Source organism: Streptomyces sp. NPDC048484, assembly GCF_040651415.1.
In the GTDB taxonomy this organism is placed as follows: Bacteria; Actinomycetota; Actinomycetes; order Streptomycetales; family Streptomycetaceae; genus Streptomyces.
Genome location: NZ_JBEZJY010000003.1, coordinates 113,496 through 130,637, shown reverse-complemented (window position 1 = coordinate 130,637; position 17,142 = coordinate 113,496). Strand labels below are relative to the sequence as shown.

14 protein-coding genes and 1 pseudogene are annotated in these 17,142 nt (G+C 72.0%); 10 read left to right on the top strand and 5 right to left on the bottom strand.

The features are described from left to right. Nucleotides 1-7 precede the first annotated feature (7 nt). Nucleotides 8-1,489, top strand: coding sequence for an adenylosuccinate lyase (gene purB, locus AB0D14_RS03885; protein ID WP_362774249.1), 1,482 nt, complete (start codon nucleotides 8-10; stop codon nucleotides 1,487-1,489). After that, a complete protein-coding gene (gene mug / locus AB0D14_RS03880) occupies nucleotides 1,486-2,031 on the top strand; it encodes a G/U mismatch-specific DNA glycosylase (RefSeq protein WP_362774654.1) in 546 nt (181 codons plus the stop codon). The genes purB and mug overlap by 4 nt, the downstream gene beginning before the upstream one ends. Nucleotides 2,032-2,035: 4 nt before the next feature. On the opposite strand, the gene AB0D14_RS03875 is transcribed toward mug, so the two are convergent. From AB0D14_RS03875 to AB0D14_RS03865, 3 genes are all read right to left on the bottom strand, one after another. Then, a complete protein-coding gene (locus AB0D14_RS03875) occupies nucleotides 2,036-2,482 on the bottom strand; it encodes a hypothetical protein (protein ID WP_362774247.1) in 447 nt (148 codons plus the stop codon). A gap of 87 nt (nucleotides 2,483-2,569) precedes the next feature. After that, nucleotides 2,570-3,295: an ABC transporter permease subunit gene (locus AB0D14_RS03870; protein WP_362774244.1), complete on the bottom strand. Its 726-nt coding sequence runs from the start codon at nucleotides 3,293-3,295 to the stop codon at nucleotides 2,570-2,572. A 2-nt stretch (nucleotides 3,296-3,297) separates the two neighbouring features. Continuing rightward, nucleotides 3,298-4,254 carry an ABC transporter ATP-binding protein gene (locus tag AB0D14_RS03865; protein ID WP_362774241.1) on the bottom strand — a complete coding sequence of 319 codons (957 nt, stop codon included), beginning with the start codon at nucleotides 4,252-4,254 and terminating at the stop codon, nucleotides 3,298-3,300. 108 nt (nucleotides 4,255-4,362) lie between these two features. Between AB0D14_RS03865 and AB0D14_RS03860 the strand changes: the two genes are divergently transcribed. From AB0D14_RS03860 to AB0D14_RS03850, 3 genes are all read left to right on the top strand, one after another. After that, complete coding sequence (locus AB0D14_RS03860) at nucleotides 4,363-5,517, top strand: histidine kinase (protein WP_362774239.1); 1,155 nt, start codon at nucleotides 4,363-4,365, stop codon at nucleotides 5,515-5,517. Nucleotides 5,518-5,531: 14 nt separating this feature from the next. Then, entirely contained in the window at nucleotides 5,532-6,194 is a 663-nt protein-coding gene (locus tag AB0D14_RS03855) for a response regulator transcription factor (protein ID WP_362774236.1), read from the top strand. 102 nt (nucleotides 6,195-6,296) lie between these two features. Then, on the top strand, nucleotides 6,297-7,454 hold the full coding sequence (locus tag AB0D14_RS03850; protein WP_362774233.1) for an ROK family protein: 1,158 nt from the start codon (nucleotides 6,297-6,299) through the stop codon (nucleotides 7,452-7,454). 69 nt (nucleotides 7,455-7,523) lie between these two features. On the opposite strand, the gene AB0D14_RS03845 is transcribed toward AB0D14_RS03850, so the two are convergent. Both AB0D14_RS03845 and AB0D14_RS03840 read right to left on the bottom strand, forming a co-directional pair. Beyond that, complete coding sequence (locus AB0D14_RS03845; RefSeq protein ID WP_362774230.1) at nucleotides 7,524-8,285, bottom strand: GntR family transcriptional regulator; 762 nt, start codon at nucleotides 8,283-8,285, stop codon at nucleotides 7,524-7,526. Between the two features lie 245 nt (nucleotides 8,286-8,530). Next, nucleotides 8,531-9,415: an RNA polymerase sigma-70 factor gene (locus AB0D14_RS03840; protein WP_362774227.1), complete on the bottom strand. Its 885-nt coding sequence runs from the start codon at nucleotides 9,413-9,415 to the stop codon at nucleotides 8,531-8,533. A gap of 176 nt (nucleotides 9,416-9,591) precedes the next feature. Here AB0D14_RS03840 and AB0D14_RS03835 point away from each other — a divergent pair, with 176 nt between their 5' ends. The 5 genes and pseudogenes from AB0D14_RS03835 to AB0D14_RS03815 all read left to right on the top strand — a co-directional run bounded on the left by AB0D14_RS03835 (nucleotide 9,592) and on the right by AB0D14_RS03815 (nucleotide 17,070). Next, nucleotides 9,592-10,452: an alpha/beta fold hydrolase gene (locus tag AB0D14_RS03835; RefSeq protein WP_362774224.1), complete on the top strand. Its 861-nt coding sequence runs from the start codon at nucleotides 9,592-9,594 to the stop codon at nucleotides 10,450-10,452. Between the two features lie 117 nt (nucleotides 10,453-10,569). Next, nucleotides 10,570-12,012 (top strand): PLP-dependent aminotransferase family protein, encoded by a 1,443-nt coding sequence (locus AB0D14_RS03830; RefSeq protein WP_362774221.1) that lies wholly within the window; start codon nucleotides 10,570-10,572, stop codon nucleotides 12,010-12,012. A gap of 128 nt (nucleotides 12,013-12,140) precedes the next feature. After that, nucleotides 12,141-13,730: an alkaline phosphatase D family protein gene (locus AB0D14_RS03825; protein WP_362774218.1), complete on the top strand. Its 1,590-nt coding sequence runs from the start codon at nucleotides 12,141-12,143 to the stop codon at nucleotides 13,728-13,730. A 395-nt stretch (nucleotides 13,731-14,125) separates the two neighbouring features. Next, nucleotides 14,126-14,356: pseudogene (locus tag AB0D14_RS03820) on the top strand (SWIM zinc finger family protein); the annotation flags it as partial. Nucleotides 14,357-14,457: 101 nt separating this feature from the next. Next, on the top strand, nucleotides 14,458-17,070 hold the full coding sequence (locus AB0D14_RS03815) for a DUF6493 family protein (RefSeq protein WP_362774651.1): 2,613 nt from the start codon (nucleotides 14,458-14,460) through the stop codon (nucleotides 17,068-17,070). Nucleotides 17,071-17,142 lie beyond the last annotated feature (72 nt).

The following is a 17,142-nucleotide window of genomic DNA, read 5'->3' as shown; positions in this document are numbered from 1 at the left end:
AAGCTGGATGGTTCGGAGCCTGTATGGACGCCCGGTAAACTCCGTACACGTGACTGCGCCCGCAAAGCCCCGTATCCCGAACGTCCTCGCCGGCCGCTATGCCTCGGCCGAGCTCGCCACCCTGTGGTCCCCCGAGCAGAAGGTGAAGCTGGAACGTCAGCTGTGGCTCGCCGTGCTGCGGGCCCAGAAGGACCTCGGGATCGAGGTGCCCGACGCCGCCCTCGCCGACTACGAGCGGGTCCTCGACCAGGTCGACCTGGTCTCGATCGCCGAGCGCGAGAAGGTCACGCGACACGACGTGAAGGCGCGGATCGAGGAGTTCAACGACCTCGCCGGGCACGAGCACGTTCACAAGGGCATGACGTCCCGCGACCTCACCGAGAACGTGGAGCAGCTGCAGATCCGGCTTTCCCTGGAGCTGGTGCGCGACCGCACGGTCGCCGTCCTCGCGCGCCTCGGCAAGCTCGCGGGCGAGTACGGCGAGCTGGTCATGGCGGGCCGCTCCCACAACGTGGCGGCGCAGGCGACCACCCTCGGCAAGCGTTTCGCGACCGCCGCCGACGAGCTGCTCGTCGCGCACAGCCGGGTCGAGGAACTGCTCGGCCGCTACCCGCTGCGCGGCATCAAGGGCCCGGTGGGCACGGCGCAGGACATGCTCGACCTGCTGGGCGGGGACGCGGCCAAGCTCGCCGACCTGGAACAGCGGATCGCCGGGCACCTCGGTTTCTCGCAGGCGTTCACGTCGGTGGGTCAGGTCTACCCGCGCTCGCTGGACTACGAGGTCGTGACCGCGCTGGTGCAGCTGGCCGCCGCCCCTTCGTCCACCGCCAAGACCATCCGGCTGATGGCCGGGCACGAGCTGGTGACCGAGGGCTTCAAGCCGGGCCAGGTCGGTTCCTCGGCGATGCCGCACAAGATGAACACCCGCTCCTGCGAGCGCGTCAACGGCCTGATGGTGATCCTGCGCGGTTACGCCTCGATGACGGGCGAGCTGGCGGGTGACCAGTGGAACGAGGGCGACGTGTCCTGCTCGGTGGTGCGCCGGGTCGCGCTGCCGGACGCGTTCTTCGCGCTGGACGGTCTGCTGGAGACCTTCCTCACCGTCCTCGACGAGTTCGGCGCCTTCCCGGCGGTCGTCGCACGCGAGCTGGACCGCTACCTGCCGTTCCTCGCGACGACGAAGGTCCTGATGGGCGCGGTGCGCGCGGGTGTCGGCCGGGAGGTCGCGCACGAGGCCATCAAGGAGAACGCCGTCGCCTCCGCCCTCGCCATGCGTGAGCAGGGCGCCGAGCGCAACGAGCTCCTTGACAAGCTCGCCGCGGACGAGCGCATCCCGCTCGACCGCGCGGGGCTCGACACGCTGATGGCCGACAAGCTGTCCTTCACCGGTGCCGCCGCCGAGCAGGTGGCCGTGGTCGTCGCCCGCATCGAGGAGATCGTGAAGCAGCATCCGGAGGCCGCGGGCTACACGCCGGGGGCGATCCTCTGACACGGTTCACCGCCGCCGAGTTGGAGGCCGCCCGCGACCGGCTCGTGCCGGATGTCGTCGCGGACGGTCTCCAGGTGCTGTTCTGCGGTATCAACCCCGGATTGATGACGGCCGCGACGGGCCATCACTTCGCGCGGCCCGGCAATCGCTTCTGGCCGGTCCTGCACCTGTCCGGCTTCACTCCCCGGCTGCTGATGCCCGCGGAACAGGACGAGTTGCTCTCGTACGGGCTCGGCATCACCAATGTGGTGGCGCGGGCGAGTGCCCGGGCCGACGAGCTGAGCGCGGACGAGTACCGGGAGGGCGGGCGACTGCTCGCCGCCAAGGTGGAGCGGCTGCGGCCGCGGTGGCTCGCGGTGGTGGGCGTGACCGCCTACCGGGCGGCTTTCGACGACCGCAAGGCCGCCGTGGGGCCGCAGGAGCGGACGTTCGGCTCGACGCGTGTGTGGGTACTGCCCAATCCCAGTGGTCTGAACGCGCACTGGACGGCGGCGACGATGGCGGAGGAGTTCGGCCGGCTGCGAGAGGTCGCTCAGGCGTAGCCGGTCATGGCGGGTCCAAGTCCGTGACCAGCGCCAAGAGTTGGAACTCGTGCCCCTCCCTTGGCTCCGAGACCCCCACCGCGACCCAGCGCCCGCTGCCGTCGGCCTCCCACAGGTCCACGTATCGCACGTAGGCACTGAGGTAGGCCCACGGCTTCGGTATGTGCTCGCCCGGGTCCTCGGAGCGCAGGAAGACGCCGTCCAGGCTCTTCGGTTCCGCCTCGCCCCAGCGCTCGCCCAGTCGCTGCGAGACGCCCTCTCTGTAGGCGGTGAACTGGTCCGCGATCTCCTCCCTGCCGGACCGGTCGCCCGTACCGAAGCCGCGCGTCGTCTCCAGTACCACCAGGTGGTAGCCGGGTCCCCCCGCGCCGAGGTCCGACCAGCCGTGCGCCGCGGGGAAGTCGCGTACGCACAGCTCGTCGATCGTGGCGAGGTGTCGCTCAGTGGTCATGAAGTCCAGTAAAGCGGTCACCACTGACACTTGGCGGCCCATCAGGTGACACGGATGTCCGGGTTCACGATCGGTTCACGCATCGGTTCACGCATCCCGGCGGCGGACGCTCCATGATCCGGCCAGCAGCGCGGCCGACGTCCACGCCGCTGTCACCGCGAGCCCGCTCCACGGCCCGAGCAGGCCGTCCCACGTCTCGTGCAGCACCACCTGCCCCGCCCTGTCGGGCAGGAAGTCTGCGACGTTCCCGGACATGTCCCCGACCACGAAGGAGACCAGCAGGAGGAAGGGGATGAGGATGCTCAGTGTGGCGACGCCGCTGCGCAACAGCGCGGCCAGCCCGGCCGCGAGCAGGGCCATCAGCGCCAGGTAGATCCCGCAGCCCACGACTGCCCGCAGTCCTTCGCCCCAGCTCATGCCGCTCGCCCGGTCACCGAGAACTGCCCTGCCCACGGCCAGGCTCACGCCCCCGGTGAGAAGACCGACGGCCAGGACGGGTGCGCCGATGGCCGTCACCTTGGCCGCGAACCATCGTCCGCGGCGGGGCACCGCGGTCAATGAGACCCGCAGGGCACCTCCCTGGAACTCGGACGACACGGCCTGCGCGCCGAAGGTGACCGCCGCGATCTGCCCGAAGCTGACACCGAAGAACGCCGAGAAGAGGGGGTCGATGTCCGCGTCCCCGGAGTTGTCGAGCCCGGCCAGTGCGGAGAACGCCGCGGTGACGAGTACAAGGGCGCCGAGTCCGGCGACCAGCGACCGCAGGGTGCGGATCTTGAGCCACTCCGAGTGGAGTGCGGGTGCGAACGGCACGGTCAGGCCTCCTGCGGCTGAGTCGGGAGCTGGGCGGCGAACTCGGCCTCCGTGGCCGTCAGATCGAGGTAGGCCTGCTCCAGCGTGCCTTCCTCCGCCGCCAGTTCGAGGAGGGGCAGGCCCGCGCCCGAGGCGAGGCGGCCGATGTCGTCCACGCGCGCGTGGTGCACGATCCACCGTTCCCTCTCGCTGTCGGCCCCGCCCTCACCCTGGCGCTCCACGGCCTCGTATCCGTGGCGGGCGAGCAGGCCGCCGAGGGCCGCACCGTCCGTGGTACGCACCCGTACCCGGGGATCCACGCGCGCGTGGATGAACTCCCGCATCGCCATGTCGGCGAGGAGCCGGCCACGCCCCAGCACGACGAGATGGTCGGCGAACGACGCCGTCTCGTTCATCAGATGGCTGGAGACGAGCACGGTGCGGCCCTCCCGGGCGAGCCGGCGCAGCAACTCCCTGATCCAGATGATGCCTTCGGGGTCCAGCCCGTTCGACGGCTCGTCGAGCAGGATGACCTGCGGGTCGCCCAGCAGTGCCGCGGCGATGCCCAGACGCTGCCGCATGCCCAGGGAGTACGTCCTGACGCGGCGGCGGGCCACCGAGGCGAGGCCCGCTTCCTCCAGGACCTCGTCCACCCGGCGCTCGGGAAGACGGTTGCTCGCCGCGAGTACCCGCAGATGGTCCCGCGCGGTACGCGAACCGTGCGCGGCCTGCGCGTCGAGCAGGGCGCCGACGTGGCGCAACGGCTCCTCCAGTGTCGCGTACGCGCGCCCGCCGAGGGTGGCGGTGCCGGACGTGGGCCGGTCCAGGCCGAGCACGAGCCGCAGGGTGGTGGACTTCCCGGCGCCGTTGGGACCGAGGAAGCCGGTGACCCGGCCCGGCTCGACGCGGAAGGTCAGCCGGTCCACGGCGCGCGTGGTGCCGTACTCCTTGGTGAGATCTTGGACGTCGATGCTGGTCATGGCACAAGGTTCGCTGCCGGACGGGGCCTTGGGCCTCCCCCGCCCGGGGAGGGTGTCTCCCTCGCTCGGGGGAGGCTCGTTGTCGGTGCCGGCTGGCACGATGAGTCAATGGTCCGCCTGCTGAGCCCGCTGACCCGCGGGACGACGTACACCCGGCTGCTGCACCTGTGGGTGCCGATGCTGTTGGTGAGCGTGTGGTTGTACGTCTTCCCGGGACAGCCGTGGGGGCCGGCGGTGCCGCTGATCCCGCTGGGGCTGATCCCGGCCGTGCGTCTGGGCGAGGGGGTGCAGGCTCAGCTGCTGCTGACGCCGGGTGAGCAGGACCCGGGATTCTCCGTCCGGCCGTCGGCCACCTGGCGGGACCGGTTCCGTACCGTGCTGTGGCTCGAAGCCCGCATGGCGCTGGGCGCGCTGGCCGTGTTCAGCACCGTCTGGTTTCCGATCCTCACCTACGACCTCACGGCGGCCGCGTTCGGGCACGCGGTGACGGACAACCCGGTCATGAGCATCGCGCATCCGCACTGGGCGTACGGCTTCCTGGCGCCGCTCCCCCTCATCGCGATGTACGCCTCGGTGGTCGGTCTCGGCGAGCTCGTCACGGCCGTCGCGCGCCGCCTTCTGGGGCCGTCGGCGGCCGAGCGGGTCGCCGCCCTGGAGGAGCGCACGGAACAGCTCCTGGAGCGCACACGCATCGCCCGCGAGCTGCACGACTCGATCGGTCACGCGCTGACGGTGGCCGTGGTGCAGGCGGGTGCCGCGCGTGCCGCGGGGGACCCCGCGTTCACCGACCGTGCTCTGCTCGCCATCGAGGACACCGGCCGTGCCGCGCTGGAGGACCTGGAGCGGGTGCTCGCGGTGCTGCGCGAGTCACGGCGGCCCGCGAGCGGCCGCCCGACCCTGGTGGAGGCCGACCGGCTCATGGAGTCCGCGCGCGTCTCCGGGGCGAAGATCGACGCCGAGCTGACGGGCCCGCTGGAGAACGTGCCCGGTCCGGTCTCCCGCGAGGGCTACCGCATCCTCCAGGAGTCCCTCACCAATGTGCTGCGGCACGCGGGCTCGGTGCCTGTCCGCATTCGTATCGCGGTCGATGACCGGACGCTCTGTCTGGAGGTGCGCAATCCGCTGACGGCGGAGATACCGGGGCCCGGCCGCGGCAGCGGTCTGCGGGGCATCCGGGAGCGGGCCGCGCTGCTCGGTGGCAGCGCCCGGACCGGCCCGGACGACGGCGACTGGCAGGTGCACGTCGAGCTGCCGTTGCGCTGATCTACGCTGGCCGGATGCCGGTCACTGTTCTGCTCGTCGACGACGAACCCCTCGTACGAGCCGGTCTGCGCGCCATTCTGGAGGCACAGCCCGACATCGAGGTCGTCGGCGAGGCCGCGGACGGCGCGGCGGTGATCCCGCTGGTGCGGCGGTTGCGGCCCGATGTCGTCGCGATGGACGTCCGTATGCCGCTCATGGACGGCATCGAGGCCACACGCGCGGTGCTGCGGACCGTCGACCGGCCGCCGAAGATCGTCGTGGTGACAACCTTCGAGAACGACGAGTACGTGTACGAGGCGCTGCGCGCGGGTGCCGACGGCTTTCTGCTGAAGCGGGCCCGGCCGGCCGAGATCGTGCACGCGGTGCGTCTGGTCGCCGAGGGCGATTCGCTGCTGTTCCCGGCCTCGGTACGGCAGTTGGCCGCTGAGTACGGGGCCTGCGACGGGAATCCCGCGGCCCGGGCCGCTCTGGAACGGGCGGCTCTGACCGAGCGCGAGGCGGAGGTGCTGCGGCTGATGACCCGGGGTCTGTCGAACGCCGAGGTCGCCGCGCGGCTGGTGGTCGGCACCGAGACGGTGAAGTCGCACGTCAGCGCCGTACTGGCGAAACTGGGGGCCCGGGACCGTACGCAGGCGGTGATCACGGCATACGAGTCGGGGTTCGTGGCACCCGGCTGATTCCGGTCGGGGACAAGGAGCTGATCCGCGGCACTCGCCGGGATCCGCCGCGCCGAGTACGATCCGGCCAACCGACACGCGCACGAGCTGGGAGGACGGACGTTGGGGCAGTTGACCGGCGGGGATCCCTCTCTGCTGCGGAGGATCAACTCCGCGGTGGTGCTGCACGCGCTGCGGGCCACGGATTTCGCGACACTCACCGAGGTCACGCGGGTGACCGGCCTGTCCCGGCCCACCGTCGAGGGCGTCGTCGAGGGTCTCATCCACGGTGGGCTCGTCGTCGAGGCCGCGGCCGACGAGAGTGCCGCACGGCGCCAGGGCCGGCCCGCGCGCCGGTTCCGCTTCCGGGCGGAGGCGGGCCATCTGCTGGGCCTGGAGATCGGTCCGCACCGTGTGTCCGTACTCCTGGCGGACCTGGACGGGCGGGTGCTCGGGTCGCTCGCCAAGGCCGTCTGCGAGACGGCGTCGGCGGACGAGCGGCTGGAGCGGCTGCGTACGGCCGTCGCCGAGCTGCTGCGCCGAGCCGGAGTCGCACGCGGCTCCCTGCGTGCCGTCGGGGTGGCCACGCCCGGCATCGTCGAGGCCGACGGCACGGTGCGTCTCGGTACGGCGCTGCCCCAGTGGACGGGTCTGGCGCTGGGCGAACGCCTGCGCCGCTCCTTCAAGTGTCCGGTCCTCGTGGAGAACGACGCCAACGCGGCGGCGGTCGCGGAGCACTGGAAGGGCGCGGCCACCGAATCGGACGACATGGTGTTCGTGCTGGCCGGCCTGAGCCCGGGCGCCGGCTCTCTCATCGGCGGGCGGCTGCACCGCGGCTACGGGGGCGCGGCCGGCGAGATCGGCGCGCTCCATCTGCTGGGCCGCGAGGTCACTCCGGAGACGCTGCTGTCCACGACCGGCGAGCCACTGCATCCGCTCGACGAACAAGCGGTGGCGGAGGTCTTCACGCACGCTCGCGCGGGCGACGAACAGGCCCTGGCGGCCGTCGACCGCTTCATACAGCGTCTGGTGCACGACGTTGCCGCGCTCGTCCTGGCCCTCGACCCCGAACTCGTCGTGATCGGCGGCTGGGCGGCTGGGATCGACGGCGTCCTGGAGCCGCTGCGCAAGGAGCTGGCCCGCTACTGTCTGCGGCCACCCCGGGTGACGCTGTCGCTCCTGGGCGAGGCGGCGGTGGCGACGGGCGCGCTGCGACTGGCTCTCGACCACGTGGAGGAACAGCTCTTCGCGGTGGAGAGTACGGTGACGGCCCGCCGCTGAACGCCGCTCCGCCCGGAGGGCGGCGTTCGTCCGTCGGTCGGTCCGTTCGGCGGTCGGTTCGTTCGCCGGTCAGGAAGCCCGGCGCTCGGGGGCGTGGTGGATCTCCACACCGCCGAAGTCGCCGAAGGTCAGCCGACAGGTGTCGGCGCGGTAGGTGGCGACGGAGACCGCCGCCGTGCGCCCCTCGGCGAAGAAGCGGGTCGTGACGACGAGGACGGGCGCGCCGGGGAGCCGGTCCAGTTCCTTCGCGTCGTCCGCGCGGGCCGAGCCCAGCTCCACGGCACGGTCCTCGCCTTCCAGTTCCCTGCGCTGGAGTTCCCGCAGCACCGTACGCGCGCGGGCGGTGCCGGACGGGGTGTCGATGCCGGACAGGTCGGGCACCGACGAGGCGGGGACGTAGAGGAGTTCGGCGGCGACCGGCTGGCCGTGCGTCATCCGGGAGCGGCGCACGATGTGCACCTGTTCATCGGGTTCGGTCTCCAGGGCCTGTGCCACCGCCGTGGGCGGCACCGCCGTCGCGCAGTCGGCGGGCTGCCACGCGTCGTCGGCGGCGCCCGGCCAGGTGTGCTGCTCGGATCCGACGGCCACGCCCATGCGCGGTGGTGCCACGGTCGTACCGACACCGCGGCGGCGCTGGAGCCGGCCTTCGAGTTCCAGCTGTTCCAGGGCCTGGCGGAGCGTGGCCCTCGCGACGCCGAACCGGGCCGCCAGATCGCGCTCGTTGGGCAGGATCTCACCCACCGAGAACTCGGAGTCCAGTGCTTCGCTGAGCACGGTCTTGAGGTGCCAGTACTTGGGCTCCGGCACCGTATCCAACTGCGTGGTCCCCACCGTGTCCTCCGCAATCGCCGTGTCCCGGCGGCTTTTAACGCCCTTGTTTATTAAAGGTTCCTGCACTAACCCCTGCGACCATATGGCGGCCCCCACCCTTGGTCAAGACCAATCCTCGATCCGTTACAGCTCGCACAGGCGCGTTGCCGCAGAGCGTTCATGCGGTGTTCGCGATACGCCGTTTACGTGACACAACGGCGTGGCCCCCGTCTCCTGGACGGGGGCCATGGCTCGGCAGGGCCCTGTCAGTCGACGGCCAGGGAGAGCAGCTTCTCGGGGTTGCGGATGATGTAGACGCACTGGATGCGGCCGTCCACGACACCCAGCTGGATGATGCTGTCGGGCTTGCCGCCTGACAGCACCAGCAGCGCCGGTCCGCCGTTGACCTCCAGGAAGCGGAACGACGCGTCCGCCAGACCCTTCCGCGTGATCCCCTCGACGAAGCGGCCCACCTTGTCGGCCGATTCGATGACCCGCAGCGGTGCCTGGGCCAGGCCGCCGCTGTCGCCCACCAGGCGCACGTCCGGGGCCAGCACGGACATCAGCCCCGCGAGATCGCCCTCCGCCGCCGCCGCGAGGAACCGCTCGGTGAGAGCGCGCTGTTCGACGGGGTCGACCACGTAGCGGGGCCGCTTCTCCTCGACGTGCCTACGGGCCCGTCCGGCGAGCTGACGCACCGCGGACTCGCTGCGGTCGAGCGTGACCGCGATGTCCGCGTACGGGTAGCCGAACGCCTCCCGCAGCACGAACACCGCGCGCTCCAGCGGCGAGAGGGACTCCAGGACGACGAGGACGGCCAGTGAGACCGAGTCGGCGAGGACGGCCCGCTCAGCCGTGTCGGCGACGGTGTCCCCGAAGTCGGTGACGTACGGCTCGGGCAACCAGGGCCCCACATAGGCCTCCTTGCGGGACTGGGCCTGCCGCAGCCGGTCGATGGCGAGCCGCGTGGCGACGCGCACCAGGTAGCCGCGCGGTTCGCGCACGTCGGAGCGGTCGGCACCGGACCAGCGCAGCCATGCCTCCTGGACCACGTCCTCGGCATCGGCCACCCGGCCGAGCATGCGGTAGGCGACGCCCATCAGAACGGGCCGGTGCTCTTCGAAGACCTCGGTCACGGTGTCGGTAGCCACGGGACCATCCCATCCCGGCGTATCGGGTCGTGTCCAGGCGACAAGACCGTGTCCGGGCGGTGACGAAGCCCACGACGCACGCCCGGGTACGAGTCCGGCACCCCGGGGGCTACCCGCCGGTAGCAATTGCTGACAAGCTGTCTAGGAGTCAGCCGGTTCCAGACGAGGGGAAAGCCATGGCCGCCACGGTCTCCTTCAGTGTCACCTCTCCGCACGGCCCGCGGACCATCACCCTCGCGTACCGGCGCGTGGGCAGTGGCGAACCGCTTCTGCTGTTGCACGGGATAGGCCACCACCGGCAGGCATGGGACCCGGTCGTCGACCTTCTGGCGGCCGAGCGGGACGTGATCGCGGTGGATCTGCCCGGCTGTGGCGAATCCCCCGCGCTGCCCGACGGACTCACCCACGGCCTGGCGACGATGAACGCGGCACTGGCCGCGCTGTGCGAGACGCTGGAGCTCGACCGGCCGCATGTGGCGGGCAACTCCCTGGGCGGGTTGCTGGCCCTGGAGCTGGGCCGCGAGAAGCTCGTACGGTCCGTCACGGCGCTGTCGCCCGCCGGTTTCTGGTCGCCCGTCGAGCGGCGCTACGCGTTCGGTCTGCTCCAGGCGATGCGGCGGGCCGCTCGGAGCATGCCGCTCCCGATGATCGAGCGGCTGTCGCGCTCGGCGGCCGGACGCACGGTACTGACCAGCAGCATCTACGCACGCCCGGCCCGCCGTTCACCCGAGGCGGTGGTCGCCGAGACCCTCGCACTGGCCAACGCCGAGGGATTCACCGAGACCCTCAGGGCGGGCGGCTCGGTCCACTTCACGGACGACGTCCCCGGCCTTCCCGTCACGGTTGCCTGGGGTACCCGGGACCGGATCCTGGTGCGCCGCCAGGGAGTCCGCGCCAAGCAGATCATTCCCCGGGCCCGGCTGGTGCGGCTGCCCGGTTGCGGGCACGTCCCGATGAACGACGACCCCGCGCTGGTCGCCCGCGTCATCCTGGACGGAAGCCGCCGGGTTTCGCCCCCTGCGGCTCAGCGCTCCTGATCCCAGGGCGACTCCGGCCCTCACCAAGGCGCTGCCCACGGCCCTGCGCCGTGACGCCATGACGCCATGACGCCATGACGCCATGAAGGATGACGGTCCGGTCTAAGGTCCACTTCCATGACGTCATCGGGGACCGATCCGGATACGCCCGCAGCGGCGGGCCGGGCCGGCGCCTGGGAGACGCTCCTGTCCGCCGCCTCGCCACCGGCACGCGCGCGTGGCCGTGCCCTGCAGGCCGCACTGCGGGAGGCGGTCCGCTCGGGCCGCCTCCCGCCGGGCACACGTCTGCCGTCCAGCCGCGAACTCGCCGCCGATCTCGGGGTGTCCCGGGGCCTGGTCACGGAAGCGTTCGAGCAGTTGACCGCGGAGGGCTATCTCCGCAGCGGCCGCGGTGCCGGGACCTGGGTCGGCGGGGCCGCCCGGGCCGCCCTTCCCCGCGCACGGGACCTCGCTCCCCGCTCCCCCGGTGCCCACGCGGACTTCCTGCCCGGTACGCCCGACCTGTCGCTGTTCCCGCGCGCGGCGTGGTCGGCCGCACAGCGCGGGGTGCTCGCCGAACTGCCGCACCACGCGCTGGGCTACCCGGATCCGCGCGGGCTGCCCCGGCTGCGTACCGCACTCGCCGAGTTGCTGACCCGGCGCAGGGGGGTGGTCGCGGATCCGGAGCGGGTGGTGGTCGTCTCCGGAGTGGCCCAGGCGACGACACTGCTCGGAATCGTGCTCCACGCGCGCGGGGTGCGTAGCGTGGGCGTGGAGGACCCCGGAAGCCCCGAGCACGGGACCCTGTACACGTCGGCCGGCCTCGACGCCGTACCACTGCCGCTGGACGGCGAAGGGCTGGACACGGGGGCGCTGCGCGCGTCAGGGGTGCGGGTCGTGGTGACGACGCCCGCGCACCAGTTCCCGTCGGGGATCGCGTACTCCGCGCGACGCCGCGCGGAGCTCCTCGACTGGGCTCGTGCCGTGGACGGGCTCGTCGTCGAGGACGACTACGACGGGGACTTCCGCTACGACCGGGCTCCGGTGGGCGCCCTGCAGGGGCTTGATCCGGAGCACGTCGCGTACACGGGTTCGGTCAGCAAGTCGCTGGCACCCGGCCTGCGGCTCGGCTGGCTGCTGGTACCGGCGTCGCTCGCCGAGGAGGTCGTCGAACGCAAACGCACGATGGACCTCGGCAATCCCGTCGTCGACCAGGCCCTGCTCGCCCGCTTCGTGGAACGCGGCGACTACGACCGTCAGCTCCGCCGCTGCCGACGCGCGTACCGGGAACGCCGCGACACGCTGGTCACGGCCCTGGCGGAGCACTTCCCCGGCACCCGGGTCTCCGGTATCGCGGCCGGGCTGCACGCCATCGCCACACTCCCCGACCGCTACGGGCCGCCCGACCGTTTCCTGGCTGCCACGGCCGCGGCCGGAATCGCCGTCCGCCCCCTCACGGCCTACACGCGAAGCCCACCCGCGGACAACGTGATCCGCCTCGTACTGGGCTACGCCCACGTCTCACCGACCCGCATCCGCGAAGGAATCCGAGCGATGGCGATCGCGGTGGACCCCGGCTGATGCCGGGCCGGACCCGACCCCGCCGAATCCAGCGCAGCGAGTTGTTCACTTGCGGTTTCCGTGTGCGCTGCGGCACACAAGTAGTTGTAGCCGTGCACACTCGCCGAACCCGCCTCTGGAGGCGCCCCATGTCACACCGTCCGCCGAGCCCCCTCCCCGGCCGCCGGGGCGTCCTGCGCGGCTCGCTCGCCGCGTCGGCGGCACTCGCGCTGCCCTCCGCCGTCCCCGCCGTCGGCACGGCTCCGGCGTTCGCCCTGTCGGGGCGGCCCAAGGCGCAATGGGGTGTGCAGGCCGGAGACGTGACCACGAACTCCGGCCTGGTGTGGGTTCGCTCCGACCGCCCCGCGCGCATGATCGTGGAGACCTCCGCGACCGAGTCGTTCCGCAGGCCGCGAAAATGGCACGGCCCTCTCCTGGGCGCCGGCACGGACTTCACGGGCACGGTCCCGCTGCGCGGCCTGCCGGCCGGTGAGCAGATCCACTACCGGGTGACACTGGCCGACCCCGACGACCACCGCCGCACCGGCGAGCCCGTGTCCGGCACGTTCCGGACCGCGCCCTCGAAGCGGCGCCAGGACGTCCGCTTCCTCTGGTCGGGCGACATCGTGGGCCAGGGCTGGGGCATCAATCCGGACATCGGCGGCCTGTACGCGTACGAGGAGATGCGCCGCCTGAACCCCGACTTCTTCCTGTGCAGCGGCGACACGATCTACGCGGACGGTCCGCTGTCGCCGTCCGTGACGCTTCCGGACGGCCGGCTCTGGCGGAACGTCACCACCGAGGAGAAGTCCAAGGTCGCGGAGACCCTCGCCGAGTACCGTGGCAACTTCCGCTACTCGCTGCTCGACGAGAACGTCCGCCGGTTCAACGCGCAGGTCCCGACGATCACCCAGTGGGACGACCACGAGGTCGTCAACAACTGGTACCCGGGCGAGATCCTCACCGACGCCCGCTACACGGTGAAGGACGTCGACACGCTGGCCTCCCGGGCCCGCAAGGCGTTCAGCGAGTACTTCCCGATCTCCACGCTGCCCGCCACGGGCGAGGAGGGCAGGGTGCACCGGGTCGTGCGCCACGGCCCCCTGCTGGACGTCTTCGTGCTCGACATGCGCATGTTCCGCAACGCCAACTCTCCTGGCCGGCAGACCGACGACACCACCGGCATCCTGGGAGCGGAGCAACTGGCGTGGCTGAAGCGGGAGCTGGCACGCTCGCGCGCGGTGTGGAAGGTGATCGCCTCCGACATGCCGCTCGGCCTGGTCGTGCCGGACGGCACGACGGACTTCGAGGCCGTCGCGCAGGGCGACCCGGGCGCGCCGCTCGGACGCGAGCTGCAGATCGCGGAGCTGCTGCGGTTCGTCAAGCACCACCGGATCACCGGCACGGTGTGGCTGACGGCGGACGTGCACTACACCTCGGCGCAGCACTACGACCCCTCGCGTGCCGCCTTCAAGGACTTCGCCCCGTTCTGGGAGTTCGTCTCCGGCCCGCTCGCCGCGGGCGGTTTCCAGGCGAACGCGCTGGACGGCACGTTCGGTCCGGACCGGGTCTTCGTCAAAGCACCGGCGACGGCGAACGTGTCCCCGATGGAGTCGCCCCAGTACTTCGGCGAGGTCGCCATCGACGGTGACAGCGGTGAACTGACGGTCCGTCTGCGGGCCACCGGCGGCTCGGTGTTGTTCACGAAGGTGCTGCAGCCCGGACGTGTGGGGCAGTAGCACCCCCCACCCGGCGGCAGCTTCCGTGGCGCGCGCGGCGTGCGTACGTGAGCCGTGTGCACGGAAGCCGTGCGCACGCGAGCCGTGCGTACGCGAGGGGCTCCGACTCCCGTAATCTCATGCCCCGTGCCGCGTGCCGGCGTCATCCCCCGGTACGCGGCACATCGGCGTTCCCGGTTCCGGCGTTTTCGCAGGTCGGGGCCGATTGTCAGTGGTCGCCTCTACGGTTTTTCCATGACGCGATCCTTGCAGGCCGTGGCCTACACCCGACCCTCCTCACTGGAGCCCGTATCGGGCGGGCAGCGCCTGGGACTTGAGACCTCGCGGGGTGCAACACCCCGCGGCGTCGAGGACCACCCCCGTTTCTTCAAGGGCTTCCTGACGTCGCCTCAGGTGCGGAGGCGGCCTACTTCCATCGTGAACTTCCCTACGACGCCGCGCGGGTGGAGCGCGGGCACGCGCACCGGGTGCGCGACGACGCGGGGGTGCTGAGCTGCAGCTGCCTGTGGTGGGCCAAGTACCGGGGCGGGCGCGGGCCGTGCAAGCACGCGCTGGCGGTGCGGATGGTCCGCCGCGGTGCGGTGTCCGGACAGGCACAGGTTCTGGTCGACGGAGGTGCACGATGAGCGGTGCGGTGTCGGTGGGTGACGCGGTGTCGGTGAGTCATGCGCCGGTGACTGACGCGTCGGTGAGTGGCCCGTTGCTGAAGGCCGTACGGGCGGGGCGGATGAGCGAGGCCGCGGCCCTGCTGGACGGAATGACGGATCCCGAGCGACGGCGTTGCCTGCCGGCACTGAAGGAGCTGCGCAAGGAGTTGCGGATCGCGCCCTGGGACGCCGCGTCCCGCAAGGCGTATCCCACCCTGCACGCGGCCGGGACGGCCTGCCACACGGGAGCGGCCGGTGCGGCGGCCTGGATCACCGCGGCCGACCTGCGCTGGTCCCAGGCGTCTCCCGCGGCGCTGCTCCATGTGCTGGGCGACCGGGAGCAGGACTGGCTCGGCGATCTCACCCAACGCCTGGCGGACCGCCCGTCGAGCGCCCAGGTGCCCTACGAGCTGATGGCAGGGCTGGTAAGGCTGTCCGGTTGTGCGGTGCCGACGACGGAGACCTACGTCGTCGGCTGGGTCGAGCAGGTCGGCAGCCTGTGGCAGCGCGGCGACACCGTCCTGCACCGGCTTCGCCGGGATCCGCACGCGCCGGAGCTCGTCGCCGCCCTCTTCGAGATCCCGGACATCGGCCGTCGCCTGGACTGGCTCTTCGGTGACGGTCCGAACAGCTGGGTCAACGCTCTCGCGAGGCTCACCGAGGAGGGCCGCCTCGACCGGCAGGCCATGCTCGGCGCCTGTACCGCCCGACTGCTGCGCGGCACCGCGCCGGCCGACTGCCGCGTCTTCCTCCGCGTACTGACGGCACTTGAGCCGAGCCGGGCCGAGGAGCGGGAGCGCGTCACCGACTGGCTGGCACTCGCCGCCCACGCGGCCTCCACCGTGGCGTCGCACGCCCAGTCGGTGCTGGGTTCTCTGGCACTGGCCGACGCCATCGCGCCCCGCCAGCTCGCCGAGATGTCCGCCGCCGTGCTGTTCCGCGCGGAGAAGAAGCTGGTGCGTGCCCAGCTCGTGCTCCTCGGGAAGGCGCTCCGGCGTGACCCGTCGAGCGCCGCCGAGCTGCTGCCCGCGGTGGCGCATGCCTTCGGGCACGAGGACCCGGATGTACAGGAGCGCGCCCTGAAGCTGGTGGAACGGTTCATCGACAAGATCGACAAGGCGGACCCGCAGGCGCGGGTCGAAATCGCCGACGCCGCCACCCAGTTGGGCGCCGGACTGCGGGCGCGTGCCACCGTGGCCCTGGGACTGGACGCGGGCGAACTCGCGCCGCAGCCGTACCTGGAGCTGCTGCCACTCGCACCGGAGCCTTCACGGCTCGCGCCCGCGCCGGATTCGGCGGTCGAGCTGGCCGGGGAGGTCGGGGCCCTGCTGGCGTCCACCGACGATGACATGCCGGCGTTCGAGCGCGCTCTGGACGGACTGGTGCGGCACGCGTACCGGCGTCAGGAGGAACTGACCGAAGCCCTTACCCCGGTGGTCGCACGGATCTGGTGGATGGACGCCGATCCTCAGTACCACTCGATGGACGAGTACCTCCGGAGCGCGCCGCACGGTCTCCAGGTCGTCCTCGCGGCCCTGCTGGGCAAGGTGTCCACGGCCACGCTCCACAAGGCCCATCAGCACGCCCCGATGCCGGACCCCTGCGTGCACACCGCGCTGGCCGCCGTCTTCGACGCGCGCCTGTGGGAGGCGGCCTACCGGGTACGGACCGATCCGCTGCCGTTTCTCCTGGCCACGCCCACCTGGTCGTCGGGGCTCCTGGAACCGGACGAGTTGGTGGCCCGCCTCGGTGAGTACCACCGGCTCGGCGCCCGGCCCGGGGAAGCCGACTTCGCGCAGGCACTGCTCCGGGTGCGCCGAGACGAGCGGGCGGTGGCCGAGGCCGCCGCCGAGCGGGCCGCCGGGCTCGGCACGACGCAGGGCGAGCGGCTGGCCCGGTGGCTCACGAGCGAGGGCCCGGCAACACCCACGAACGGAAGACGCACCTCAGGCGTGCGCATCCTGCTCGAACTCGGCCGGATCGAGGGGCTGCCGGAGGACCTCCCACCGGCGTTCCGTCGGCTCGGGCAGCCCGTGGGCGACGTGATGCGCACGTACTGCTCCCACTACTGGAACCGGGCCGGGCGGCAGCACTGGCTGGCCGTGCTGCCCGGCCGGCGGGAACTGGTGGCCGCGCGCCTGATGCACGAACTCTCCACCGCCGCGGTGGAGGAGATCCGGAATGTCTCCGCGGCCCTGCCGCTGATCGCCGAGGCGGAGGGCGAGGCTGGTGAAGCCGTACACCTGTGTGTGGCGTACGGGCTGGGGGCGCGTCACCCGGAGGACCGGCTCAGCGCGGTGGACGCCCTGCTGGTACTCGCCGCGCGAGGGCAGTTGGACGCCGAGGGCCTCGGCAGGGACCTGGGCCGGCTGGTGCGGTGCGGGGCGGTGCGGCCCCTGCGGCTCGCCGAGTCCGTACACACCGCGGCGACGACCGGCGCGTACGCCACCGTCTGGTCGATACTCCGGGCCGCGCTGCCCGTGCTGCTCGCGGACCTCGCCTCGGACGGCGCGGCCCCGGCCGCCCGCGGGTTCGGCGAACTGCTGGCAGTCGCCGCCGAGTGCGCCGAGCTGACCGGGGCGCGCGGCGACGTGGCACATCTCGCGCAGGCGACCGAGCGGCGCGGTTCGTCCCGGCTCGTGACCCAGGCCCGCCGACTGCGTGCCACGCTGGAACAGGGAGTGGCCGCCTGACATCGGCGCCCGTAGCCGCCTAGGCCGTTCACGTGCGCGTTCACATCGGCCTGCACGTGGGCGTTCACGTGG

Excerpts from the sequence above, each read along its gene's own strand:
- AB0D14_RS03830 (WP_362774221.1), top strand. The coding sequence starts at position 10,570 with ATGACGTCATCGGGGACCGATCCGGATACGCCCGCAGCGGCGGGCCGG.
- AB0D14_RS03835 (WP_362774224.1), top strand. The coding sequence starts at position 9,592 with ATGGCCGCCACGGTCTCCTTCAGTGTCACCTCTCCGCACGGCCCGCGG.
- AB0D14_RS03825 (WP_362774218.1), top strand. The coding sequence starts at position 12,141 with ATGTCACACCGTCCGCCGAGCCCCCTCCCCGGCCGCCGGGGCGTCCTG.
- AB0D14_RS03855 (WP_362774236.1), top strand. The coding sequence starts at position 5,532 with ATGCCGGTCACTGTTCTGCTCGTCGACGACGAACCCCTCGTACGAGCC.
- AB0D14_RS03865 (WP_362774241.1), bottom strand. The coding sequence starts at position 4,254 with ATGACCAGCATCGACGTCCAAGATCTCACCAAGGAGTACGGCACCACG.
- AB0D14_RS03875 (WP_362774247.1), bottom strand. The coding sequence starts at position 2,482 with ATGACCACTGAGCGACACCTCGCCACGATCGACGAGCTGTGCGTACGC.
- purB (WP_362774249.1), top strand. The coding sequence starts at position 8 with ATGGTTCGGAGCCTGTATGGACGCCCGGTAAACTCCGTACACGTGACT.
- AB0D14_RS03815 (WP_362774651.1), top strand. The coding sequence starts at position 14,458 with ATGAGCGAGGCCGCGGCCCTGCTGGACGGAATGACGGATCCCGAGCGA.
- AB0D14_RS03860 (WP_362774239.1), top strand. The coding sequence starts at position 4,363 with ATGGTCCGCCTGCTGAGCCCGCTGACCCGCGGGACGACGTACACCCGG.